We start from the raw sequence: 26375 nt of genomic DNA, 5'->3' as shown, positions 1-26375 counted from the left end.
GCACCTATCATAAGCCGATTGTTTATTTTTGCTACATGACTGCTGACAAACCTAACCTATTGCCTCTATTGGAGAAATTGGCGACCCAATTGGAAGGAGAGCTGAAATTCGACAATTTGACCAAAACGCTCTATGCCACTGATGCCTCTGTTTATCGGGAAATCCCATTGGCAGTTGCCTTCCCCAAGACAGAAGGGGATATTCAAAAACTGATTCAATTTGCCCGTCAAAACCAGACTTCCTTGATCCCAAGGACAGCAGGGACATCCCTTGCCGGTCAGTGTGTCGGAAATGGGATCGTGGTCGATGTTTCCAGGCATTTTACCAAAATCCTGGAATTCAATAAAGAGGAAAAATGGGTCAAAGTGCAGCCGGGTGTGGTAAGAGATGAGTTGAATAATTATTTGAGGCCCCATGGATTATTTTTTAGTCCTATTACTTCCACGGCTAACAGAGCCATGATTGGGGGAATGGTGGGGAACAATTCATCCGGTACTACTTCCATTGTATATGGGGTAACAAGAGATAAGGTGATGGAGCTCAGGGTGTTGATGAGTGATGGAAATCCTGTGGTTTTTGGTCCTGTGACAAAAGCAGATTTTGAATCCAAGCAACAGTTGCAGACATTAGAGGGGGAGATTTACAGGCAGGTTTGGCAGGAATTGAATCCAGAAGAAGCGAGGAAAGAAATTCACGAGCAGTTTCCAAAGAAAAGCATCCATAGAAGAAATACCGGTTACGCAGTCGATGAATTGCTGAAGTCCGAGGTTTTTGAAGGCAATGAGCCTTTTAATTTTTGTAAACTTCTGACAGGATCTGAAGGTACCTTGGCCTTTACAACTGAAATCAAAATCAGCCTTGATCCTTTGCCTGACCCTGTGGAAATTGTGGTGGCGGCACATTTTGAAAGCATCAACCAAAGTATGAGGGCTGCCCAAGTGGCGATGAAGCACCCTGCCACAGCAGTAGAGCTTATGGATAAAATCATCCTGGATTGTACCAAAGAGAGTATAGAATACAGTAAAAACAGATATTTTGTCGAAGGTGACCCCAAAGCCTTGTTGATGATTGAGTTCACCGGAAAAACTGAGGAGGAAGCCCGTGCCAAAGGCGTTAAGTTGATTGAAGATCTTAAGGCCAATGGGCTGGGATATGCCTATCCTGTCATCGGTCCGGATAAGACCAAATCCGCCTGGGCCCTGAGAAGTGCCGGTTTGGGCTTGCTTGCCAATATACCCGGTGATCCTAAAGCGGTGGCCTGTATCGAAGATACAGCGGTAGATATTGAAGATTTGGCCGATTATATCGATGAACTCGATGAGATTTTGAAAGGGTTCAACCAAGAGCCGGTGCACTATGCACATGCTGGAGCGGGAGAAATTCATATGCGTCCCATTTTGGACCTGAAAAAGGCGGAAGATGTGGAGGAGTTTTTCAAAATTTCGGAAGCTTCAGCCAAACTGGTGAAAAAGTACAAGGGATCACTCTCCGGAGAGCATGGCGACGGCAGGGTTCGGGCTCCCTTTATTCCGTTGATGGTTGGAGAGAAAAATTACCAGCTGTTCAGAAGAATTAAGTACACCTGGGATCCTGATAATATTTTCAATCCCGGCAAAATAGTGGATACGGCCCCCATGAACAGTTCCCTGCGCTATGAACCGGGGATGAAAACTCCGGAACCTGATACTGTACTTGATTTTTCAGGTGTTGGCGGTATCCTGCGATTGGCGGAAAAATGCAATGGGAGTGGGGATTGCAGGAAGCTGCCGATCTCTGGCGGCACCATGTGCCCAAGCTACCAGGCTACCCGAAATGAAAAGGATACCACCAGAGGAAGAGCCAATACTTTGAGGGAATTTCTCACCAAGGACAAGCCATCCAACCCCTTTGACCATCCTGAAATCAAGGAAGCCCTGGACCTTTGCCTTTCCTGTAAAGGCTGTACCGCCGAATGTCCTTCCAATGTGGACATGGCATCCATGAAGGCCGAATTCCTCTACCAATATCAGAAGACCCATGGAATTCCGCTCCGTTCAAAAGCCTTTGCCTATATCAATGACCTGAATAAATTGGGCGCCTTTGTGCCAGGTTTGGCCAACTTCTCTCTGAGTAATGGGATTTCAGGAAGCATTCTCAAAAAAGTACTTGGGGTGGCTCCAAAAAGAAATCTTCCTGCCATCAGCAGGGAAAGTCTTAGGCAATGGTTCCGAAAAAATGAAGCCAATTACCCTGTAACCAGGCCCATAATCAAGACTGTTTACCTGTTCGTAGACGAATTTATCAATCACAATGACACCGAAATCGGTATCAAGACTATCAAATTGTTGAGGAAATTGGGATACGAAGTTATCATGGTGGACCATGAGGAAAGCGGCAGGTCTGCACTTTCCAAGGGGCTCTTGAAAAAGGCTAAGGGACATGCCAATGCCAATGTGAAAATTTTTAAAGGCCTTATCAATGGAGAAAATCCATTGATTGGGATAGAGCCTTCGGCAATATTGAGTTTTAGAGATGAATATCCCCGCTTGGTGGATAAAGACCTGATTGAAGCTGCAAAGAAATTGAAATTTCATACCCTCTTAATAGATGAATTTATAGGAAGGGAAATCGCAGCGGGGAATATCACACCGGAATCTTTTACCAAAGACTCCAAAAGGATCAAATTGCATGGGCATTGCCATCAAAAGGCACTATCTTCACTGAGTTGGACCCAGAAACTCCTGTCCTTACCCCTGAATTATGAGGTGGAAGTGATCCCTTCAGGTTGCTGTGGTATGGCAGGTTCTTTTGGTTATGAAGCTGAGCATTATGAACTCAGTATGAAAATTGGGGAGATGGTATTGTTTCCGGCGGTGAGAGAAGCTTCAGAAAATACTTTGATAGCAGCACCAGGAACTTCCTGTCGCCATCAGATAGCTGACGGGACAGGAAAGAAGGCCCTACATCCAGTGGAGATCCTTTACCAGGCGCTAAAATAGCAAATCAACTGGATTCTTGTTATACTGGCCATTTCTCAAGACGATAAGCACTATCCCAAAACATCCATTCCAGTTTACTGGCCATTTCAAAAGCCTTGAACATAGCTTCATTTGCAGATGGACTGGATTGCTCTGCCAGTTCATCCGTAATTGATATGGCCTTTTGGACTGATTCGGCAAATGCTTCTCCTGAATAGGTGTCGATCCAGTTTTTATAGGGATTGTTTTCCACACTGGACTGTTGCTCAAAAATATGATCTCCTACTTTTTTGTAAATCCAAAAGCAGGGGAGAACAGCAGCTACTGCAGTAGCCAAATCCGCATATTTGGCTTCTTTGAGAAGAAAATTTGTATAGAGTAGGCAGCTTGGACTGGGTTCAATGGTATCGGGAATTCCCAGTGTTTTAAAGTAACTTTCATGTAAAGCCCTTTCCACTTCTATGGCTCCCGCTGCAAAATGGGCGAATTCAAGGACATGTGCCATCTTTTCCATTCTTCCGGAGAGGGTGCTTAGGGCTTTACCAAATTCGCCCAGATAGTAGGCATCCTGTGCCATATAAAATTTGAATTTTTCTAGGGGCAGGGTACCTTGCATAAGCTCTTGGTTAAATGGCATTGCCAGAATTTTTTCATAAAGAGGGGTAATTCTCTTCCAGGTGTTTTTAGTCCAGCTCATGAATAATTTGTGATTGAGGTTGATAGAAATGATTTAATGGGCCATTTCCATGGCCTGTTTTGATGTCTTTTCCAGCCTCCAATGCTCCGTAAACGTATTGTCTTGCATTTTCAACAGCCATATGTAATTCGTGCCCTTTAGCTAATTCTGCAGCAATGGCAGAAGAAAGGGTACATCCGGTACCGTGCAAATTGTTGGTTTTAATATAGGTGCTTTTATAGGATTGCTCGGGCCTTTCTTTTTGGAATAGAATGTCTTGAATAACAGGTGTGTTCAAGTGACCTCCTTTGATGAGGACAGCTTGGCATTTCATATTAAGGATGTCTTTTCCTGCTTGGTGCATTTTTTCCACTGAATCCACCGCATACCCGGTCAGCACGGTGGCTTCATCCAGGTTGGGGGTGATCAAAGTTGCCAATGGGAAGAGCTGTTCTTTCAAAAGGGCTACGGTGCCATCGGCTATCAACCGATCACCGGAAGTAGCTACCATGACCGGGTCAAAAACTATTGGGATATGGGGAAACTTTTTTAAAGTTTTGGCCAGGACTTCCACTACATCAGGTTGATTGACCATGCCTATTTTTATGGCTTTGGGCGGGATGTCTTCCAAGACTGCCATCATTTGTGCTTCAATATGATTGGGAGGGATGGGAAATATTTCCCTGACTCCTTGGGTGTTCTGTGCGGTAGTGGCGGTAATGACCGTCATGCCATAGCAGCCCAGAGCAGCAAAAGTCTTGAGATCTGCTTGTATGCCTGCACCTCCTCCACTGTCTGAACCTGCAATGCTTAGGACAGGGATGTAGTTTTTTACCATGATTGATGATTTAATCCTTCTTCGATTTTCTTTCTTAATGCCTCAGCAGCATGGGCAGGGCTAGGAGCACTGCAAATCCCTGAGACTACGGCCAGGCAATCTGCCCCATGGCTAATGATATTGGCCGCATTATCTAGGTTCACCCTGCCGATCGCGACCAGAGGTTTATCGGTTGCATTTCTTAAATTTGCCAATCCTTCCAATCCCCATTCGCTTTTGGTGTCTTTTTTGGTAGGGGTGGCATAAATAGGACTCACACCATAATACCAGGCATCTTCACAATAAGGTTTCCGTAAATCTTCCATATTTTCCAATGACAGCCCCAATGTTTTACTGGATCCCAGAATTGCTTTCGCTTCCTTGATGTTGGCGTCTTCCTGTCCCACATGAAGCCCTTCCGCATCCACAATTTTTGCTACTTTCACCGAATCGTTGATGATTAAGGGGACTTGGTACTTTTTGCAAATTGCCTTTAGTTGCTCCGCTTTCCTTATGAAATCTTCCAAGGGGAGTGATTTTTCCCGGATTTGGACAATGTCCACCCCTCCCTTTAATGCTTCTTCCACTACCCAGAAAAAGTTCCTTCCCAGACAACTTGCCTGATCTGTCACCAAATAGAGTCTATATGGGAAAGTTGATTGGTTCATGGATACTTGACAATCATTCTTTCCCCAAATTCCTCAGGCTGTAAATTGTAAAGGGCATCATAAAAATGGAGCTGAAGGGTTCCAGGTCCTTCAGATTTTTCTGCTGCCAAATCACCTGCGACTCCCATCAGGGCCATAGCTGCTGTACAGGCGAGCATATAGTCCTTTTCGATTGCAACAAAAGCACCTGTCAATGCCGAGGCAGTACAGCCCATTCCTGTGATTTTGGCCATAATAGGATTGCCATTTTTCACTTGTGAGATTCGGTTTCTCTCAATGATGTAATCGACTTCACCTGAAATTACCACAACTGCATCAGTCTGGCTGGAAAGCAATATACCAGCTTCAATGGCCTCATCGGATGTGTTGGTGCTGTCCACACCCTTGCTTTTGATATTCACACTGGTCAAAGACATAATCTCAGAGGCATTCCCACGGATTACAGTAGGTTTGAAGGGTAAGAGTTTGCTCAGAAGTTCGTTTCTATAAGGGGTAGCACCTGCACCCACTGGGTCCAGCACCCAAGGTTTCTGAATTGAATGGGCATGTTCTGCAGCTATAAGCATACTTTCTGACCAATATTCATCCAATGTGCCAATATTAATCACTAAAGCGCCTACTAAATTGACCATGTCTTTGACTTCACTATGTGCATGGGCCATGATGGGTGAAGCTCCTGCCGCCAATAGTGCATTGGCGGTATTGTTCATTACTACATAATTGGTAATGCTTTGGACAAGGGGGGATTGGTTTCTTAGTTTTTTTAATAATTCACTGATCTGCTCCATAAATTTAGCTTTAAAGTATTTCTTTTTGGAGCTTTAGGGATGTAGAAAAAGTATACAGGTGCGCAGTCCGCGCATTTGGTTTAACTTTTTCCTTCGCCGGTATGACCCGTATCAGGTTCAAAGGGTTTGATCTCAGCCTTAAAGGCACCCCTAAAGTCTTCACATGTATTCTAACGCCAAATAAAACAAAAAAGGTTTATGTTACCCAAACCATGAACTATTCATTTTAAACTTTTTAAAAAAATCACAATTTGATTTTCCCTTTGGCTACTTGTCGGGCCAGTATAAGGGCGTTGTAAGCATTTACGATCTTGCCTGATTTTGATATTTCTCCCAATGCAAAAGTGCGGGAAGGATTATTCATCAACCTGAGCCTTACAGGGATATCCAAACCAGATTCCATAATTATTTTTTTGACCTGAGCTGCAGTCAAGTTGGGATTGTAAGACCAAATCAATGCCGCTACTCCTGCCACTGCTGGTGCGGCCATCGAGGTTCCGCTTTGAAAATCATAGTCAGATTCCGGCATGGTGGAAAAAATTCCCACCCCTGGAGCAAATACATCAACATTTTTTGCCCCAAAATTGGAGAATGAGGCCACCATATCGGGGCCATATTCCATACTTATCGCTCCCACGGTGATTACATTGTCTACAAATTCTCTTCCGTTTTGGAATTTATGGTCATTGGGGAAGTTGTGGTTTTCCGGATTATCCAGGTCCATTCCGTCATTTCCTGCAGCATGAACGATCAGCACATTTTTCGATGCGGCATATTCCAGGGCCTCATAAACCCATTCTGCATTTGGGGAAAAAGATTTGCCAAAACTCGCATTTATGATTTTTGCGCCGTTGTCTACTGCATACCTGATCCCTAAAGCTATATCCTTGTCGTATTCATCACCATCCGGTACGGCCCTGATGCTCATGATGGATACATTATTGGCTACACCCCTTATCCCTATTTCATTGTTTCTATCTGCAGCAATAATACCAGCTACATGGGTACCGTGGCTTTCTTCCACGTCCATGATATTCGGATTTCCATTGCCATAAGGAAAGTCTTTGAGGTCATAGGGATTGTCTCCTACTGGTTTTCTTCCATCAAACTCAAGGTTCAAATGGTATTTTGCTTTGGTTCCATAATGTTTTTCGGCTTCTTCCAAATCTTCCATTATGGCCTCCAAACTTCCAGACATGGATAAAACGCTTCTCAAAAATCCCAAAATCTCCTGAATGTCTTCATCATCGGATTTAAGTTTATAAATATCCTCTGCTTCATATGCTTGTTTTCCCAATAAGTGCTTGGCGGTAAGGTCTGCCATAGATATAGTGGATTTGAGTTCCTGAATTTGTGCGAGGTAGGTTAAGCTTTCTTGTGCATCCTCCTCGAATTTAATTCTTGCCATCACCTGTAAATATTCATCTCCCAGCCCCAAACTCAAAATTCTGGTATATTCAAGTCTTTCATGGTAAGAATCACCCAGGAAATTATATCCATGAACATCATCCACAAAGCCATTGCCGTCATCGTCTTTTCCATTAGCAGCAATTTCTTTTGGGTTGACCCAAAGTACAGGAGCCAGGTCCTCATGCTCTAAGTCAATCCCTGCATCCAAAACTGCAACGGTGACTGGTTTGCCTTTCTTTTTTCTGATCAGTTCATTATAGGCCCTCTCCACGCTCATGCCTGGAATGGTATCTTTTAGAAGGTCAAGGTGCTGCCAGTTAAATCTTTCGTAATCAGTGATTTCTCCTTTTTTCACCAACAGTTCATTTGGAGCCTTTAGTGTTTTTGAAGTAGGGCTAATTGAACTGCATGATAGGGATATCAATAAAATAGGGAGCATAGCTCCCACAAGGGATTTCTTTTGGGTAAACATGTTGGATGATTATAATTAAATGCCTTCAAACAAGGAAAAGCTTTCCATGTATTCAGGAACTATGGTATTCCACTGCAATATTTCGGTCAATTTTTGTGAAAGGGTTTCAGAAGCTTCTTTTTCCCCATGAATAAGGAATGTCATTTTCGGTTTACTAGCAAACCCTTCTGCCCATTCCATCAATTCCTCTTGGTCCGCATGAGCGGAAAGGCCTTCAATATAGTATATTTTGGATTTCACAGGAACCTCTACCCCATACATCCTTGATGTGGATTCGCCTTCAAGGAGCCTTCTGCCTCTGGTGCCTTCCGCCTGATATCCTACAAAAATGATGCTATCTTGCTCTCGGGGCAGTCTGTTGTATAAATGATGCAAGATTCTACCACCAGTGGCCATCCCGCTTGCCGATATGATAATTGCGTCTCCTCTGATCGCATTGAGTGACATGGAGGCTTCTTGGGTTTGATAATAATGGAGGTTTTTATGAAGGAAAGGGTTGGCCCCCTCCTCTTCCAAAAGGGGACCAAGTCTATGGTATTCAGTGTATTTCTTGTATAATTTGGTCACATCAATGGCCATGGGACTATCCACGAATATGGGGATATCAGGTATGTTGCCCTTTTGTTGGAGGTAATGCAGGTAATAAAGGATCATTTGTGTCCTGCCAACAGCAAAAGCAGGAATAATGGCCACTCCTCCATTTCGGTAAGTTTCTCTGATGGCTCTTGCCAATTCATCCACAGGCTTTTGTTCTTTCTGGCTTCGGTTTCCATAGGTAGATTCCATAAACAGGACATCTGCAAAAGGTATTCTTGCAGGTGCATGAAAGATGGGATCATGATATCTTCCCAAATCTCCTGAGAACACCAATTTTTTTTCTTGATAATCTCCTTTGACTTTTATTTTCACAATTGCTGCTCCAAGGATATGTCCAGCATTGAAAAAAGTGATGTTCACTTTTTCATTGAGCTGAATTTCTTCATTCATATCCACTGGTTTCAAAAATGGGAAAACCTTCTCCACATCTTCAATAGTATAAAGTGGCATGGGTTTCTCATGGCTGGAATAACCTTTCCTTTGGGCATAAGCTGCTTCTTCTTCTTGGAGTTTGCCAGCATCTAAAAGCAGAATACGGACCAATTCATCCGTTGCATAAGTGCAATATATAGGCCCTGAAAATCCTTCTTTGACCAATTTGGGCAAGTAACCACTATGATCAATATGTGCATGGGTTAAGATGACCAGGTCTATTGATTTTGGATCAATGGGAAATGATTCCCAGTTGCGAAGCCGGAATTCTTTCAATCCTTGAAAGAGGCCGCAGTCCACGAGGATTTTTTGATGGTCCAGTTCCAATAAGTATCTGGATCCTGTTACAGTTTTGGCCCCGCCTAAAAATTTCACTTTTACCTGCATGGATAAATTGGGTTGATTCTTGATTTAAATGTACAAGTTTTTGCGGTTTTTAGTTTTTCATTTCCGTTAAAGGTTATTAAATCTTCGAAGCAATCCAATTTCCTTCTTAAATCCTAATTCTTAATTCCATCCCTTTAACCCTAAATGGGATCAGATTATTTATTTTAAATTCAACCTGACTGAATAAATTGTTGACATTTACTCTTTGTTGCTTTTTTTGTCCTTTTTGAGGTTTGGTTTAAAACCATGAGGACTTGATAATAATTAACCCAAAAAAGTTAGAATTTATGAGCCCAGCCCTTTCAACGGACCAGTCACCCAAATGATCCAGCTGGTTCATTTCTTATGGTTCCTTCCTTCATAAGGCCAATGCCGGCCCGGACAAATTCCTAGTTTTGCCTTGGCTCTTATTCATATACCCAGCCTGTTTCTTGGCCCCTCATTCAAAAGATTTTCAAGGACTTTTTTTTAAACCCCGTCCGGTCCCTGTCTTGTTTATAGATACACGTTATCAGTTTTATTCGGTTCTTTTATAAATTTCATTATTCATATCAAGCAGGTCCCATCACATAATTTATAAAACGTCTTTGAATTCGGGTTAAAATCAATTCACCAACCGAAATGAAAAAAAGCCACCCAAAGTACTGGGTGGCTTCTTGGTGTTGGTTTAGTTTATTTGATGTTTATTTCAACATAAAGGTTCCTTCAAATTTTGTTTTGGAAACACTGTCAGCCTTACTGAGTTTTTTACCATTACTGCAATTCAGACATAGCAATCCATCTTCATTGAAGACCCAGTAATTTCTTGTGCTCACATCACGGGTTTTATAACCGGCTTTGTTGATGGTATTTCGGATAATGGGAAGTATGGATTTATCCATTACAAATGGTTTGTCAAAAGGAACTTCTAAAGTCAGTTTTAGGCTTTGTCCCCTGAATTTTTCCAATTTGCTAAGATCCAGACTTCTTTCAAAGGTGATGATTGAGTCTGAGACTACATATCCATATTGGATATTACTGGCATTTTTTAGTGCATCTTCATATCCTTTACCTTTCGATTTGAAGTCCTTTACAAGGACTACTTCTTTTCCGTCAATTCCATTGATTTCCAGGTTGACCAAGTCAAATATTCCTTCATCCTTTTGAGTGGCTTGTGATTTCAACACCATTACACCTTCATTTAACTGGATATTGACTTCCTCTGTATGGACTGCTTCGGTTTTAAATTGGGATACTACTTTTGGAATCTGAAATCCAGCTACCCCTATGCTTAAGAGCCATACTCCCAGTGCGATCAAACCAAATCTACCATCAATAATGCTTTTCTTTACAATTACACTGATGCCAAGTAGAAGTATAATCAGGCCTGGAATCAATATTGAGAAGCCTACGGCGATGGCCAACCATACCGGTAAAATATCACTGATCCATTCTGCAGGTATATTGTCCAGGACAATCATGCTGTCTTCAACCGGAACTAATTGGAAATATACCCCAAGTAAAACTATAGGCGTGATTATAATGGCAATTCCAATAAAGGATATGATCAGTCCGAAGAATACCCTGACCACTGCCAGTAAAAATTTTCCCAAAGGGCCCAATGCTTCACCAAGTTTATTGATCACTTTTCCAAGGAACCTAAATGGGGCCATCAATAATTTTTTGGTCTGGCTCTCCTGTACCGGAGGAATTGGATTCAGGTTTTCCTTGATGGTATTTTCAATGTTGTCCAAAGTAATGGCTCCTCCCTTCATTTCAATCCTTTCTGTAATGGATTTTGCCTGCGGAGTTATGATCCAAAGGATCAGATAGATTACAAAACCTGCTCCTCCTGCAAAGATCAAAGCAATAAAAAGCAACCTGATCCATAGAACTTCAATATTAAAGTAGGCTGCCAATCCACTGGCGACTCCCCCCAAAGTCCTGTCATCAGGATTACGGTAGAGTTTTTTGATATGCTTGTCTTCAGGTTCTTCGAAGGAAACAGGTAATATAACCCAGAGTACCACATAGGCAATCAATGCCCAAATCCCCAAAGAAAGAGAGAAATTAAAATTCCAGGGAAGAAAGTCCCAAGCAGGTTTCCCAAAATTCAGTTTGCCGCTGAAAAGCAAAAGCAAAGCTACCAATCTGGTCCAGAGAGGATCTATGGAAAGGTAATGAGCCAAGCCGGCACATACACCGCCCAGGATTTTTCTGTTTTCAAGCCGGGTCAGCTTTTTATACCCTTTGATTTCCTGTCCTGGAGGAGTAATGTATTTGTAAAAATCATTATCCTGCTCTTTCTTTTCTTCGGCTTTTTCCTCAATCACGACTTCTTCCGCTTTGAAGTCAGCGATAGTTCCCATTTTTTCAATTAATCTGGAAACATTTTCTGCGGTGATAACCTGCTTGTTGTTCTTTAAATTACTCAGGAAGATTTCAGCAATCCGGTTTTCTATATCAGAAATGATCTCCTGATTGTCCGGATAATGGGAAAAATGCCTGTTGATAGCCTCAAGGTATTTCTTGAGTGTCGCATAGCCATCCTCCTCTATGTGAAAAAGGATGCCGCTGATATTGATGCTTATTGTCTTTTTCATTTCTTTATTGCTTTGAGGTGATTTGTTGGGTTGCCTGAACCAGAGATTCCCAGGTTTCATTTAGGGTTTCAAGAAATTTTTTTCCTTCTTCTGTGATGGAGTAGTACTTTCTTGGAGGCCCAGATTCAGATTCTACCCAGCGATAGGATACCAGAGAGGCGTTTTTAAGTCTTTGAAGCAAAGGGTAGAGTGTTCCTTCTACCACAATCATCTTTGCTTCGGTCAATTCTTCTATCATGTCAGAGGCATAAACCTCTCCTCTGGCTATGATATGCAAAATGCAGAATTCCAATAGGCCCTTCCGCATTTGTATTTGGGTGTTTGAAGCATTCATATCTTTGTGTTTTTTTTCTATTCAATCAGGACTTTTAGCTACATACCGTCCCCCTGTTCCAGAAATAAAGAAAAACCGTACCAAACATATTAGTGCTACCTTGTATAACAAGTTAACTTGGTATAAAAAGGTACCAAATAAGAAACAATGGGTAAGAAAAACCTTTAAATTCTTAAAATTTGGCCCATTTAAATATTTTTTGTTCCAAGGGATTTTTTTTGCAATAACCTTTTAAAAGGGAAATGGAAAAATATCCATGTGGCTGTAGTGGACAGATAAGTGTCCGCAGCTGTACAGTTGTACGTCCTCTTGGAGCCCTGATTTTTTTTGAATTTCGTCACTATTTGATAATTTATTTTTACTTTGCATTGGTGAAATCCGCATAGTACATGTTTATTTTCAGGCTTTTTTTGCTTCTGTTATTTTTTTCTCTAAGTAGCCTGCTTAGTGCGCAGACAATTGCACCTAAGTATTCCAATGAATTTTTGAATATAGGCATTGGAGCGAGGGCTTTGGCTATGGGCGGGGCCCAAGTTTCTTCCGTTAGGGATGTGACAGCGGCATATTGGAATCCAGCTGGATTGATAGGGGTGAAGCACCAACATGAATTTTCTCTGATGCATGCAGAGTATTTTGCGGGGATAGCTAAGTTTGATTATTTGGGATATACTACCTCTATAGATGTAGATAATCAGGTAGCTGTTTCCCTGATTCGCTTTGGGGTGGATGATATTCCGGATACCCGATTTCTTTATGATGCTAATGGAGCGCTCAATTACAATAATATACAATTTTTCAACGCTGCAGATTATGCCTTAATACTATCCTATGCAAGGGATATCAGTGATGAATTCAAAATCGGAGGAAATGCAAAAATCATTCACCGTAATGTGGGCAGGTTTGCCCAAGCCTGGGGATTTGGTCTTGATTTGGGAGGTATTTATCTGAAAGACCAGTGGAGGTTTGGATTAATGCTTCGGGATGTGACCAGTACTTTTAATGCCTGGTTTCACAATGCAGAAATGGTCCGTGATATCTATGCCCAGACCAATAATGTCATTCCTGTAAATTCAATTGAGCTGACTTTGCCAAGAGCCATTTTTTCAGTGACAAGGGATTTTCAATTTGGTGAGAATATAAACCTTCAAGGAGTATTGGACCTGGATTTCACCTTTGATGGTAAGCGGAATACAGTGATCAGGACGAATATTGTAAGTTTTGATCCCCGCCTAGGTCTGGAAGCTGGGTATAGAAATTTGGTTTTTTTGAGAGCGGGAGGAAGTCATGTACAGAGGGTTAAAGATTTTGATGGTAGCTATTTCACTGCCTGGAAACCAAGTTTTGGGCTTGGGGTATTTTTGAATGAAAAGTTGCATATTGACTATGCATTGACAGATATTGGAGGTATTTCCCAAACTCCTTATTCCCATGTCATCAGTGTAAAAGTCAGTATAAAGCCATATGATAGCAAATTCAGGATCAACAAAGGATGGGAAGATTGAGATGAATTGTAGGTACATAATCATATTAATGAGTTTGGTTTTGTTTGGATCAGTTCAGGCCCAAAACACCTGGATAGATTACAATCTGACCTATTACAAAATCCCAACGGTTGAAAATGGGATACATAGGATTTCTTTTGCCACACTGGCTGCTGCGGGAATCAATCCCAATAGCCTTGACCCCCGCAATTTGAGGATGTACCATAGGGGTGAAGAAGTCTCTATTTTTATACAAGGTGAAGAGGACGGCAGGTTTGATGTGAATGATTTTATTGATTTTTATGGAAAGCGGAATGACGCTACCCTAGATCAGAAATTGTTCAGAAATCCGGATCTGATTGGTAATATCATGCACAATCATCACATTGATACTACTGCATTCTTTTTGACAATTACTCCTGGGATACCTGGGAAAAGAATGGTTAGCAGGTCGCTGCCACAAGGGACCCCACCTGTATTGGAAGTTTACCAAACGGAAAGAATGACAGTTTATTCGGACCAATATAATTTGGGAAGGGTGTATTTTCCAGGTGTGAGATTGGCAGAATACGAAGAAGGACAAGGATGGATGAGTGCCCCGGTCACCAAAAGTAGTCCCAGAAATATTTCATTTACAGGATTGGGCCAAATCCCACAGTCCGGGACAGCTAAATTGGAGATTGGTTTGGTGGGCCGTTCTGAAAATCCACATTTAACCACAGTATCGGCAGGGCCAACTTTAGGCTCTGTACGGGAGGTGGCCAGATATTCTTACACTGACTTCAATGTCCTCAATCAAACTATTGAGTTAAATGCAACAGATATCAGTCCTGATGGAAATGTTACTGTTCGGGTGAGTTCAATTGGACCTGAATCGGTGGATAATATTTCCATTGCTTATGTTAGGATTACTTATCCCCGGAGACCACAAAATGGGGATGTAAATAGGGAGACAATCATCCTTGGACCAGGAGAGGCAGTTTACCAAGTGGACAATATGCTATCTAATTATGTGGCATATGATATTTCTGATTCCAATAACCCAATAAGGGTCCAAGTGGAGAAAACGGGAAACAGAATCCGATTCAGTGCAGGAAATCCCAATGCCCCTTCCAAAGTATGGCTGGAAAACAGACTTTCCATAAAAGAGGTGGGAAGCATGGAAAGACTTCGCTTTAGGAACCTACTCAGTCAGCCTGCAGATTACATCATTGTTTCCCACAGAAATTTGAGAAGACAATCTTCAGTCCATCCTGACCCGGTCAGGGCTTACGCTCAATACAGGGCATCCCGTGACGGAGGATCTTATGATACCTTGACAGTGAATATTGGGGAATTGTATGACCAGTTTTCATTTGGCGAAAAGACTCCCTTGGCTGTTTTTGAATTTTTGAAGGCGTATTATCCCAGGCATAGGCCTGAATACCTTTTGCTAATCGGCAGATCAATGGGGATGCTGAGTACTGTCCGGCAGGGAGGGATAACACATTTTTACAGAAACAGACCTGATTTATTCACATTTCAGGACTTGATTCCTCCAGCTGGTTATCCTTATGCTGATAATAATTATGCCATTGGTTTAGATCCTGCCAATCCATTGGTACCGGCTTTGGCGATTGGTAGAATTCCTGCCAGGACGCCTCAGGATGTAACCAACTATTTGGAAAAAGCCAAGGAAAAAGATGCCTTGGGGGCTACTGAAGATTGGCAAAAGGAACTTGTGCATTTGAGCGGTGGGATTTCAGCCTTCGAACTCACCCGCTTTTTTAATTTCCTGAATGGGTTTAAATCTATAGCCGAAGGGCCATTCCTTGGGGGGAATGTTAAAACCTACAGGAAAAGGTCCAATTCTACAGTTGAGCTGATTGATATTTCTTCTGATGTTAATAAAGGTGTAAGTATGATTACCTTTTTTGGTCATGCTGGGCCGACTGTTATCGATATTGAAATTGGGTTGGCTTCCGATCCGACCATGGGCTACAACAATAGAGGTAAATATCCAATGATCCTTATGAACGGCTGTGATGCGGGCAATTCCTATGGTAATGTGACAACTTTTGGGGAGGATTGGATTGTCACACCTTCAAAAGGTGCAGCTAATTTTTTAGCACATGCCAATATTGGCGTAGATATTTATTTGAGAAGGTACTCTGAGTCAATCTACACCATGGCATTTGCTGATTCCAGCATGATATACCGATCAGTAGGTCAGGTAAGAAGGGAGGCTGAGAAACTGTTTTATCTCAGGTATGGTACTTCAGTAGTCAACCGCTCCCATGCAGAGCAATTGGTGCTTTTGGGAGACCCCGCCATGAGGATTTTTCCGGCAGACAAAGCTGATTATGCCATCAGAGCAGAAGATGTGGAATTGACCGGGGTGGATGGAGATGACCTTAATGCTAATGCAGAAAGGTTGAAACTGGTATTCTACCTTCAAAATCTAGGAAGGGTGGATTTGGATTCTGTGGAGATAAAAGTCAGCAGGAGATTACCTGACGGAACTACAGTGGACTATCCCAATGACCGCATAGCCCCGGTATTCCGAAGGGATACCATTGAGTTTATTGTGCCAAACACAGGCGTAAATGCTTTCGGAGATAATAATTTTACCATTACTATAAACCCTAGCCGCAGTATTCCTGAAATGACCTTTATAAATAATTCGGTGACGGTCAATAAATTTATACCTCGGAGTGGTACTTTGAATGTTCTTCCTTACAATTTTGCCATCGTGAATGAAGGGAATGTTAAATTGACAACTCAGGTTCAAGGTAAACTGTTGGAGCCTAGGAACCTGGTTTTTCAATTGGATACAGATCCCAATTTTTCATCTGCCAGGAGAAGAGAGGTGAGGTTGACTACTGCCAATATTGCCAGTTGGGAGGTAGATATTTTTCAAAACGTTACCCAAGCTGATTCAGTCACATTTTATTGGAGAACCAGGTTTTTGGAGCCCAAGGAAGGAGAAAGCGAAGATTGGACAGTGAGTAGTTTCAGTTATATCCAGAATGGACCAGAAGGATGGACCCAGAGGGTTTTGCCCCAAATGTCCACTAACTTACTCAATAATCTTGAAATAGACTTCAACCGTAGAGAGTGGAAGTTCAAAGACACACAGGTCGATTTTGAAGTATTTACATTTGGCAACCGGATAGATAGTTTATCATCCAGAAATGTCCAGTTTATCCTAGAAGGTGTGCCACAGATTATTGACAGCTTTGTAGATGGGAGTGCTAGGGTTTGTCCTGATGGATCTTTGGGCTTGGTGGCATTTGATCAAAGGTCCCTTACTCCATATTTGGCCATTCCTGTTCCTGGATTTGATATATTGGACGGCAGGAGTTGTGGCAAAGTCCCCCAGATTATCCAAAACATCAGAAATGCATGGATTGAGAGACCTGGATTTGGTGTTGAGGATTATGTCAATGGGGTTAAGGATGGGGATTATGTTGTGATCTTTTCTATTGGTGCGGTCAACTTTCAGCAGTGGTCAGATGTGACTATTCAAAAATTAAAGGAGCTTGGCGCCAATGAGGCAGTCTTGCGAAATCTAAAAAATGGTGACCCCTATATCCTGTTCGGAAGGAAAGGAATGAGACCAGGGGAATCGATCGAGATCGTGGCAGATGAGAACCTTGATCCTGAGGCCAATGAGCAGATAATTACATTTGAAACTACCCTCAATGGATATTTTACTTCAGCAAGCATCCTCACTCCTAGAATAGGACCGGCTTCTGAGTGGAAAGTATTTTTCAATGAAGTCAGAAAGAGGGACTGGATCAATGAGGAATTGACCCACTTTGATGTATATGGTGTTACACCATCAGGGGATGAACAGGAGATTTTTTCTTCTGTTCAGGAAGCACAGCTAGACCTTAGTAATATCAATCCCAATGCTTATCCCTTTTTGAGATTAAGGTATGCTATGGAGGATGAAGAGGCTTCTGCTGCAGCACAATTGGCGAAATGGCAGGTAAACTACACTGGAGTTCCTGAAGGTGTTTTGATATTTAAGGGCAAGGAAGAAAACGTCCGACTGCAAGAAGGGGAAGAGCATGTCCTTAACTTTGAGTTTGTCAATATTTCAAAATTTGACTTCCTTGATTCACTGGTAGTGGAATGGACAATTACCAACAATGCTCAAAGAAAAAGCCGCAAATTCAGTAAGAAAATTCCCGCCGTGAAAGCTGGGGAAAGTCAGGAGTTTCCGATATTGTTTAATTCCATTGGTTGGGGAGGAACCAATATTGTGGAGGTTTTTGCCAATCCTAGGATCATCATGGAGCAAACTTTCCGCAACAACCTGATTGGCCTCGATGATTACTATTTGGTCAATCCGGACAATACCACTTCTATTTTGGATGTGCACTTTGATGGGGTTTATATCATGGATGGAGATATTGTGTCCCCCACAGTGATGATAACTTCCCTTCTTAGAAATGAAAAGTCCCTGATATTTAAAAAAGACACTTTGGGAATGGAATTGTTTCTGCGCAAACAGTGTGATGGTTGTCAATTTGAAAAGGTGAATTTTTCAAGTCCAAAAGTTAATTGGTCTGAAGCTACTGAAAACAGTAGTTTTAAAGTCGAGTTGAGACCAGGGCCCTTAGAGGATGGTATGTATACTTTCAGGGTAGTAACAGAGGATTTAGGTATAGATAAGCCCTATGAGATCAACTTTGAAGTGATCAATGAGGCCAGTATCACTAATTTCTACCCATATCCTAATCCATTCAGCTCCTCAGTTAGGTTTGTATTTACTGTCACTGGAACAGAGGTACCTGATCAGATCAAGATCCAGATCATGACAGTCACAGGAAGGGTGGTCAGAGAAATCTTACAGGATGAGTTGGGTCCGCTGCGGATAGGTAACAATATTACCGAGTATGCATGGGATGGCAGGGATGAATTTGGAGATCAATTAGCCAACGGGGTGTATATCTACAGGGTCTTGGTAAGAAAAAATGGGACTTTTGTGGAACCTCGTGCAACAGCAGGAGATAAGGCCTTTAAGCAAGGTTATGGAAAAATGTACTTGCTCAGGTAAAAAAATAACCCGCCATTTGGCGGGTTATTGTAGGATCCGATTTTAAATTAGTTTTCAGATACTTCGGAGGAATCTTCTTGGATTTCCTCTTCCAATACTGGAACTTCTTCAGCTGGAGTTTCCTCAACAGCTGTTTCTACTTCTTCAGTAGTCACTTCTTCAGTGGATTTGGTGCCACAGGAAGCCATGATGGCAGCTGCAGCGATTGCTAGCGCGAAAATGCTTTTTTTCATTTTGTTAGATTGTTTAATGTCACTCGGACAGGATAAATATCCATAAAATCCATGCCAATTTTAAGTATTTGCAACAAAGTGTCTAAAATATTAGAAAAAAATTACCCAGATCAATAAAACGTTGATGATTTGAAAATCTTAAGTTGACGGATTTTGATTTTCTTTGTTGAAAAATTTCCAGATTCCCCAAAGACTAACAGAAAAGAAAGCAATGAAAATCCAGCCTTTTCCATGAATCCCCTCTGATTGTATGGCCTGATATATGTCTGAAACCAATGTGCCGGAATAAAAAACCAGGGTAGTTCTCGGCAACATTCCAATAGTGCCAAAAAGGATCAGTTTTTTCCATCCTGACTTAAGGATAGAAAAAAGGAGGTTGGAAAGTGCGAATGGAATAACCGGGCTTAACCTTACAAAAAAAATCAGTTCCCCAATTCTTCCTTTTTTTTGGTCTAATAACATTTTTGCTTTTGGATATCTTTCCAACAGCAGTTCTCCGGAATTTTTACTTAGGTTTTTACCCCAGGCATAAGCAATCAAGGTAGCAATGGTATAAGCCAATACCAATCCAATAAATGCTTTCCAACCTAATAGAAATCCAGCCATTGCCGCCAGCATGGTAGTTGGCATCAAAGCAAATCCCATCAGTGCAGCCCCGATAAGTATAGTAGTTATTCCAGTAAATGGATCCGAAAAATTCAATTCCATTAGGAATTTGCTGTTGGCCAAAGCCATTGGAACCAAGAGGAGGGTACCGATTGAGGGCATAAAACTTACCCAAAGGATAGCGAAGGCCATAAAGGGATTTATCCTACTTGCTTCTTTGAATTCCTTGATAAAACCTCGCTTTTTTTCCATCTTTGAGCTCCTTAAGTGCAAAGGAAACAAATAAACAGAATTGAACCCATAAAATTTACAATATGAAATTCGGAACCAAAGCCATCCATGCAGGTGTAGAGCCAGATCCTTCTACTGGTGCCATTATGACACCAATTTTTCAGACATCTACCTATGTGCAGAGATCTCCAGGTGACCATAAAGGGTATGAATATTCTAGGACACACAATCCTACAAGAACTGCCCTACAAAACAATTTGGCAGCTTTGGAGAATGGGAAACATGGGCTTTGTTTTTCTTCCGGATTAGGAGCAATTGATGCCATCATCAAACTTCTGAATCCCGGTGACGAAGTAATCAGCACCAATGACCTATACGGCGGTTCTTACAGAATTTTCACCAAAGTTTTTGAGCGGTATGGCATTAAATTCCATTTCATTTCCATGGAGCAGCCTTCAGAAATCGAAAAATATATCAATGAAAATACAAAATTGATCTGGGCAGAAACACCAACCAACCCTATGATGAATATCATTGATATTGAGGAGATCGGAAATGTGGCAAAGAAGCATGGGATTATATTTGCTGTGGACAATACCTTTGCTACTCCATTTTTACAAAACCCACTCGATCTCGGGGCCGATATTGTTATGCATTCTGTGACCAAATACCTTGGAGGGCACTCTGATGTGGTTATGGGTGCAATTGTAGTCAATGATGATGAATTGGCTTCAAAATTGGCCTTTATACAAAATGCCTGCGGTGCTACACCTGGACCACAAGATTGTTTTTTGGTGTTGCGTGGAATCAAGACACTACATATCAGAATGGAAAGGCACTGTCAAAACGGCAGGGAAATCGCTCATTTCCTAAAATCCCACCAGAAAGTTGATAAAGTTTATTGGCCAGGATTTGAAAACCATCCTAACCATGAAGTGGCTAAAAAGCAGATGAGGGATTTTGGAGGGATGATTTCCTTTTCCATCAAAGGCAATAAAATCGAAGATGCCAAAACCGTATTGGAGAACTTGCATTATTTTTCTTTGGCGGAATCTTTGGGAGGGGTAGAGTCCCTTTGCGGTCATCCTGCCACCATGACCCATGCCAGCATACCCAAAGAAGAAAGAGAAAAAGTAGGTCTTTTAGATTCACTTATACGTCTAAGTGTTGGCATTGAAGATGTGGAGGATCTGAAGTCAGATCTTGAGGCAGCTTTAGCTAAGGTTTAATTGAAATGTCCGAAAATATTTCAGTGAAAAGTACTGGATACGTTGTCGATGTCCTTATACCGGCCTTTAACGAAGAAAGATCCATCGGCAAAGTAATCAGAGATATTCCTGCATTTGTCAGAAATGTGGTGGTGGTCAATAACAATTCCACAGACCATACTGCCTCGGTGGCAGCGAAAGAAGGAGCGATTGTGTTGAACGAATCCCAGATGGGCTATGGAAAAGCATGCCTTACAGGTTTGGCTTATTTGTCCTCTCTGGAAAGGCCCCCAGATATTCTTGTGTTTTTGGATGGGGATTATAGTGATTACCCGGAGCAATTAACGGACTTAATCCAGCCTGTCATCGCGAATGATTATGATATGGTCATAGGTTCCCGGGCCAAAGGCAGCCGACAGCGTGGTTCCATGACCCTGCCACAAGTGTTTGGCAATTGGCTGGCCACAAGCTTGATGAAGTGGATCTATAGGACGGATTATTCCGATCTGGGTCCATTTAGAGCGATTAAGTGGGAGAAGTTGATGGCTTTGGGTATGGTAGATCAAAATTATGGCTGGACCATAGAGATGCAGATCAAAGCAGCGAAGTCAGGATTGAAAAGTACAGAAGTACCGGTGGATTATAGAAAACGGATAGGGGTATCCAAGGTGAGTGGAACGGTCAAAGGAGTCTTTGGAGCGGGGTATAAAATCCTTTGGACGATATGGAAGTATAGGTAAATACGAGTTTGAGAGTCTTTCAAAATTGATGATTTTTTTTGTATTTTCGGATATTCGTAATTTTTTATGCAAATGAAAGGATTGTTTAGCTTCTTTATTATTTCATGCTTAGTTTTTTGCTCCTCCTGCAAAAATGTCCAAACTGGCTTGGAAAATGGTTCTAAGGAAGAGGCTAGTGCTTTGGAAGAAGGAAACCCGGAAATAATAATGATCCTGTTTTTTATCAATGACAGAGACTCGGTTGGGATTGTAGAAACCTTTTCAAATTACGGAATCTATAAAGGAAGTGGGGAAATTGCCCAAAAAGCTTTAGAAGGTGATCTTAAAATATCTTTTTTGGATATTGATAAGGGGATTTGCCAGGAGAAAGTTGTGTTTAATCCATTATTAAAAAAGGTAGAGTATGCGAGCGATGATGGCTCGGGACGAATAATTGCTGAGGCTGTAGTTTTAGAAGAAGCTACTTTTTTAATCCGGTTACAGTGGAAGGACTGTTTCCATCAAATCAAAGTTGAAAGATTTGATGATGAAGAATGGAAACCGTTAAAAATGTTGAACTTCACCAAGCCATTAAACCCATGAATTTTATTGTTATAAAAGCCTTCCTATGCATAATTTTCATAACTTTTTGTTCAAAAGCAATTGCCCAAAATTTCCCGGTCGAAATCATTCGTTACAATGATTCACCTGATAAAATGGTCAACCTTGTTTTGATGGGGGATGGTTATACAAAAGATCAGCAGGATAAATTCATTAATGATGTTAACACGAATATACAGGGTATGATGCTTCAAGAACCCTGGAAAACCTATGCAGATAGGATTAATGTTTATGCCATCAAAGTAGTTTCAAATGTTGCGGGAGCTGCAAACCGGCCAACAGAGCCCATTGACAACTATTTTGGGAGCTCATTCAATACCGCTGACATTGACAGATTGTTATATCCCACTAGAATAAATAAGGTAATTGGTGTTCTAAATAGCAATACACCATTTTTTGATATAGGAGTAATCATGGTAAATGATAACCGATATGGTGGTGGTGGGGGGTTATTTGCCACTTTTTCAACACATCCCGATGCTATGGATATAATGATCCATGAACTTGGACATACATTTACGAGTCTGGCAGATGAATATTGGGCAGGAATTCAGTTTGCACGAGAATTGGCCAATATGACTCAAAATAGAGATCCCGAATCAATTAGATGGAAAAACTTCCTAGGTCAAAGTCAAGTAAGTATTTTCCCCCATGCAGAGTCACCAACTTGGTTTAGGCCACATCAAAATTGTAAAATGAGATTTCTTTTAAGTGATTTCTGCGCTGTTTGTATGAATGAAATTAACACCAAGATCGAGACCTTGACTATTCCTGCCCCAATGCAGCGGCCAATAGCTTTTTTTGGGGCCGAGCAATTGGAAATTTTTGAAGGACATGAGGTTCAATTTTTAGATCTTAGCAGCCAATCCCCAAATGCTTGGTTATGGACTTTTGAGGGGGGAGTGCCTGAAAATAGCGAAACTCAAAATCCCAGTGTTACTTATAACCATGAGGGTTTTTGGAGAGTTAGCCTAAGTAGCAGTAATTCACTTGGTACTTCAAACATCAGCAGGGATCAGTATATAATCGTGAAAAAAGATACAGAACCACCTTTGCTCAGGGTAAAAAATCAGACAATTGATCTTGATGAATTTGGAAAGGCACAGATAACTGTTAATCAGATAGATGATGGAACAACAGATAATGTAGGTATTCGGGAGTTGATTTTATCACAAACTGAATTTGATTGTAGCAATGTTGGTGAGAATCAGGTAACTTTTAAAGCAATCGATGTAAATGGCAATGAATCCTCTGCTCTTGTCAATGTTATTGTAAGAGATAGAATTGCTCCTGTCGCTAAATCGAAGGATTTTACCCTTATCTTAGATGAAGAAGGTAATGGGACAATTCTTCCTGAAGATTTAGACGATGGCTCCTTCGATAATTGTGGAATTGTGAGCTTAAGTGTATCAAAGTCCACATTTGGAAGGGAAGACAGTGGTGATATCCAGGTCAGGCTTATAGTCAAGGATGAAAGTGGAAATGAAAGCACAGCAACCTCAACTGTAAGAGTTGAGTTTGTTTTGTTTGCCCCAAAAGAACAAAAAGAAAAGGTTGTTATTTACCCTAACCCTAGCCAAGGATTTATTCAAATAGCATACCCGAAAATTGTTGATCCAACTTTAAGACAAATTGAAATATTGGATTCTAAAGGGACGGTTTTACTTAACTTGGGAAAATTCGATGTAATTGGCAATGTAATACCTGTGGATGTAAGCGGATTTTCCAATGGGATTTTTTTTGTTAGACTGACTGCTGAGAATGGGGTTCAAAATCTTAAGTTTAGTGTCAAAAAATAAGACATCAAATCAAAATTTATCAAATTCTCATATCAAAGGTTCTTCCTTTTTGGGCTCTTGATTATAACCATGCATTTATGAAAAATTTACTTCCGATCACTTATGTTGTTTTACTTCTAATGGCCTGTGGAACTGAAAAAAGAAGCGAAATTGATTTCACAGAATGGGGCAATTATTGGTTTCAGGGAAAAGCAGAAATCAGCAGTTTTGATTTGGTTCAATATCGGTATGGGGAAGCTAGAGAAGGGGAAGGGGTATTGATTTTTGTGACTGAAGATTTCTCCAGAAAGAAACATGTGAAATTAGATGATCCTGAAAAGGCAGGGAGGGACAAAATCAGTGTCTTGAAAATGAATCAGACAAGGGATTTTGTAACCGGAATTTACCCATACCACATGATGCTTTCGGCTTTTACACCAACTAAAGAGAAAAGTTATGGGCTTAAATTTACGGCTAGTTCCCAGGAATGGTGTGGACAGACTTATACACAAGTGAACAAAAAAAATGAATCATCTTATCAGGGAAAATTGTATTCTTATTTTGAGGCAGAAGGAGACGCGTCATTTACAGTGAATGGAATCATGGAAGACGATCTATGGAACTTGATACGGATCAATCCTTCTGAAATTCCCTTGGGAAGTGTAAAAATATTGCCTTCGCTTTTGTACCAGCGTTTGAGCCATAAGGAATTTGAAGCGGAGGATGCATTCATCAAGCTCTCAAAGCTAAGTGAAAGCAGAAGTATAATGGAATTGAATTACAGCTCAGGCTTTCGCAGTTTGGAAATAACTTTTGAGCATGAATTCCCTTTTCCCATTCTGGAATGGAAAGAAACTCAGACCAAGTCAAACGGAGATAAAGAAATTACGCATGCCAAGCGTAAAGCAGTCAAAATCATTGATTATTGGAAAAGAAATAAATTGGAGGATGAATTCCTGAGAGATGAGCTTAAACTGAGATTTTAAGCTTCGTTTTTCTTATCGCTGACTTTTTCTAGGTCAAATAAATCTGACAAAATACTGATCATGTTATCAGCATCATCTCTTTGACAGGCTGCTCTCAACTGGACAACAGGCACCTTAAGTATTTTTTGCATCATACTTTTTGTGACCTTGTCAATGATGGCAATTTCCTTGTCATTGGCATTTTTCAAGAACCTCGCCATTTCTTCCTGACGAATCTGTTCTAATGCATTTTTGAGCTTGTTGATGGTAGGGGATACCATCATCTCTTTTTTCCAGTTGAAAAATTCTTCAATGTTTTCCTCAATGATCTTCTCCACATCAGGTATGGAAGCCAACCTTCTTTCCAAGGTTTCAGTAGCCTTACTTCTGATATTGTCTACATTGTACAGCAATACTCCTGGAACATCCTCAATGGTAGTTTCAATACTTCTGGGAACAGAAAGGTCCACAAACAGCTTGTAACTTGGAATTTCCATGGATTTAACCAGCTCCTTAGTGATAAAAGGTTCTGACTTCATAATGGAAGAAACTACCACATCAGCAGATTTCATTGCTTCGAAACACTGCTCGAAAGGGATTACTTCAAAACCAAGTTCATCGGCTAAAACCTTTGCTTTTTCAAAAGTCCTGTTGGTGATTGTTACCTTAGCTTCAGGGATATGTACCATGTTTTTGGCCACATCCTCCCCGATTTCTCCAACACCGATCAACAGTACCCTTGGCTGATAAGTATTGGAAGTGATTTCTTCAATCAGTTCCACTGCCGCATATGATACTGATGCTGCACCGTCTCTGAATGCAGTTTCCTGCACCACTCTTTTATTGGTATAAAAAATGGTGTGCATTAACCTGTGGAGAAAAGGTCCTGCCATGTCCAGGTCTGCTGAAGCCTGGTAAGCTCTTTTTACCTGATTGGCTATCTGCATATCTCCCACTACTTGGGCTTCAAGGCCAACAGACACTTTGAATAAGTGCTTTATAGCTTCCTGATCTTCATTTAGCAGGGTAAAGTATTCAAGATAATCCACCACATTGGTCAGGCCTTTTTCCAGGCCGATCAACTTGATGATTTCTGCACTCATGTCCAGATCATGGGAATAATAGACCTCTGTTCTATTGCAGGTAGATAGGATTAAAGTGTCAGTTATGCTGAAAAATTCCTTCAGCTTGACCAAAAGTGAATGGATAGAGCCTTCATCCAAAGCAATAACTTCCCTGATTTCAACAGGTGCATTTTTATAGGATAAGCTTATGGCTCTAAACTTGTTTTGCATTACAGGTACTTTCAACACACAAATTTAATCTAGATTAGGTCTCAAAAGAAAATTTTCCTCTGTTTGAGCTT

Annotated in this window: 19 protein-coding genes and 1 riboswitch; of the genes, 8 read left to right on the top strand and 11 right to left on the bottom strand. The window is 41.2% G+C overall.

Annotated features, from left to right (window positions below; all coding sequences use genetic code 11):
• Positions 1-35: 35 nt before the first annotated feature.
• The gene (locus tag CLV48_RS09625) at positions 36-2978 is read left to right on the top strand and encodes an FAD-binding and (Fe-S)-binding domain-containing protein (RefSeq protein WP_106567061.1); all 2943 of its coding nucleotides are present in this window, start codon (positions 36-38) and stop codon (positions 2976-2978) included.
• 19 nt (positions 2979-2997) lie between these two features.
• Here CLV48_RS09625 and tenA read toward each other — a convergent pair whose 3' ends face one another.
• The 8 genes from tenA to CLV48_RS09585 all read right to left on the bottom strand — a co-directional run bounded on the left by tenA (position 2998) and on the right by CLV48_RS09585 (position 12120).
• Positions 2998-3654 (bottom strand): thiaminase II, encoded by a 657-nt coding sequence (gene tenA, locus CLV48_RS09620; RefSeq protein ID WP_106567060.1) that lies wholly within the window; start codon positions 3652-3654, stop codon positions 2998-3000.
• A complete protein-coding gene (thiD, locus tag CLV48_RS09615; RefSeq protein WP_106567059.1) occupies positions 3641-4471 on the bottom strand; it encodes a bifunctional hydroxymethylpyrimidine kinase/phosphomethylpyrimidine kinase in 831 nt (276 codons plus the stop codon). Before thiD ends, tenA begins: the two co-directional genes overlap by 14 nt.
• Positions 4465-5118, bottom strand: coding sequence for a thiamine phosphate synthase (gene thiE, locus CLV48_RS09610; protein WP_106567058.1), 654 nt, complete (start codon positions 5116-5118; stop codon positions 4465-4467). The genes thiD and thiE overlap by 7 nt, the downstream gene beginning before the upstream one ends.
• Positions 5115-5906, bottom strand: coding sequence for a hydroxyethylthiazole kinase (gene thiM / locus CLV48_RS09605; protein ID WP_106567057.1), 792 nt, complete (start codon positions 5904-5906; stop codon positions 5115-5117). Before thiM ends, thiE begins: the two co-directional genes overlap by 4 nt.
• A 71-nt stretch (positions 5907-5977) precedes the next feature.
• Positions 5978-6068: riboswitch (TPP riboswitch) on the bottom strand.
• An 82-nt stretch (positions 6069-6150) separates the two neighbouring features.
• Positions 6151-7788, bottom strand: coding sequence for a S8 family peptidase (locus CLV48_RS09600; protein ID WP_106567056.1), 1638 nt, complete (start codon positions 7786-7788; stop codon positions 6151-6153).
• Between the two features lie 15 nt (positions 7789-7803).
• A complete protein-coding gene (locus tag CLV48_RS09595) occupies positions 7804-9204 on the bottom strand; it encodes an MBL fold metallo-hydrolase RNA specificity domain-containing protein (protein ID WP_106567055.1) in 1401 nt (466 codons plus the stop codon).
• Between the two features lie 683 nt (positions 9205-9887).
• Positions 9888-11786, bottom strand: a complete 1899-nt coding sequence (locus tag CLV48_RS09590; RefSeq protein ID WP_106567169.1) for a PspC domain-containing protein — start codon at positions 11784-11786, stop codon at positions 9888-9890.
• A gap of 4 nt (positions 11787-11790) precedes the next feature.
• The gene (locus CLV48_RS09585) at positions 11791-12120 is read right to left on the bottom strand and encodes a PadR family transcriptional regulator (RefSeq protein WP_106567054.1); all 330 of its coding nucleotides are present in this window, start codon (positions 12118-12120) and stop codon (positions 11791-11793) included.
• Between the two features lie 389 nt (positions 12121-12509).
• On the opposite strand from CLV48_RS09585, the gene CLV48_RS09575 reads away from it, so the two are divergent.
• Together CLV48_RS09575 and porU2 are read left to right on the top strand one after the other, a co-directional pair.
• Entirely contained in the window at positions 12510-13622 is a 1113-nt protein-coding gene (locus CLV48_RS09575) for a putative type IX sorting system protein PorV2 (RefSeq protein WP_106567052.1), read from the top strand.
• 28 nt (positions 13623-13650) lie between these two features.
• On the top strand, positions 13651-18648 hold the full coding sequence (porU2, locus tag CLV48_RS09570) for a putative type IX secretion system sortase PorU2 (RefSeq protein ID WP_245889515.1): 4998 nt from the start codon (positions 13651-13653) through the stop codon (positions 18646-18648).
• A gap of 47 nt (positions 18649-18695) precedes the next feature.
• Here porU2 and CLV48_RS09565 read toward each other — a convergent pair whose 3' ends face one another.
• Positions 18696-18881 (bottom strand): hypothetical protein, encoded by a 186-nt coding sequence (locus tag CLV48_RS09565; RefSeq protein WP_106567051.1) that lies wholly within the window; start codon positions 18879-18881, stop codon positions 18696-18698.
• A 138-nt stretch (positions 18882-19019) separates the two neighbouring features.
• Positions 19020-19739, bottom strand: coding sequence for a TVP38/TMEM64 family protein (locus tag CLV48_RS09560; protein WP_106567050.1), 720 nt, complete (start codon positions 19737-19739; stop codon positions 19020-19022).
• A gap of 62 nt (positions 19740-19801) precedes the next feature.
• On the opposite strand from CLV48_RS09560, the gene CLV48_RS09555 reads away from it, so the two are divergent.
• The 5 genes from CLV48_RS09555 to CLV48_RS09535 all read left to right on the top strand — a co-directional run bounded on the left by CLV48_RS09555 (position 19802) and on the right by CLV48_RS09535 (position 25030).
• Entirely contained in the window at positions 19802-20947 is a 1146-nt protein-coding gene (locus tag CLV48_RS09555; protein ID WP_106567049.1) for a cystathionine gamma-synthase, read from the top strand.
• A 5-nt stretch (positions 20948-20952) separates the two neighbouring features.
• Complete coding sequence (locus CLV48_RS09550; RefSeq protein ID WP_106567048.1) at positions 20953-21666, top strand: glycosyltransferase family 2 protein; 714 nt, start codon at positions 20953-20955, stop codon at positions 21664-21666.
• A gap of 72 nt (positions 21667-21738) precedes the next feature.
• Positions 21739-22248 (top strand): hypothetical protein, encoded by a 510-nt coding sequence (locus tag CLV48_RS09545; RefSeq protein ID WP_146140085.1) that lies wholly within the window; start codon positions 21739-21741, stop codon positions 22246-22248.
• Complete coding sequence (locus CLV48_RS09540; protein WP_170069008.1) at positions 22245-24065, top strand: M64 family metallopeptidase; 1821 nt, start codon at positions 22245-22247, stop codon at positions 24063-24065. Before CLV48_RS09545 ends, CLV48_RS09540 begins: the two co-directional genes overlap by 4 nt.
• A gap of 77 nt (positions 24066-24142) precedes the next feature.
• The gene (locus CLV48_RS09535) at positions 24143-25030 is read left to right on the top strand and encodes a hypothetical protein (RefSeq protein ID WP_106567045.1); all 888 of its coding nucleotides are present in this window, start codon (positions 24143-24145) and stop codon (positions 25028-25030) included.
• Here CLV48_RS09535 and hemA read toward each other — a convergent pair.
• A complete protein-coding gene (hemA, locus tag CLV48_RS09530) occupies positions 25027-26304 on the bottom strand; it encodes a glutamyl-tRNA reductase (protein ID WP_106567044.1) in 1278 nt (425 codons plus the stop codon). The two genes, CLV48_RS09535 and hemA, sit on opposite strands and share 4 nt — an antisense overlap.
• Positions 26305-26375: the final 71 nt, after the last annotated feature.

Source organism: Cecembia rubra (assembly GCF_003014575.1).
In the GTDB taxonomy this organism is placed as follows: domain Bacteria; phylum Bacteroidota; class Bacteroidia; order Cytophagales; family Cyclobacteriaceae; genus Cecembia_A; species Cecembia_A rubra.
This window is presented reverse-complemented; position numbering and strand designations above follow the sequence as displayed.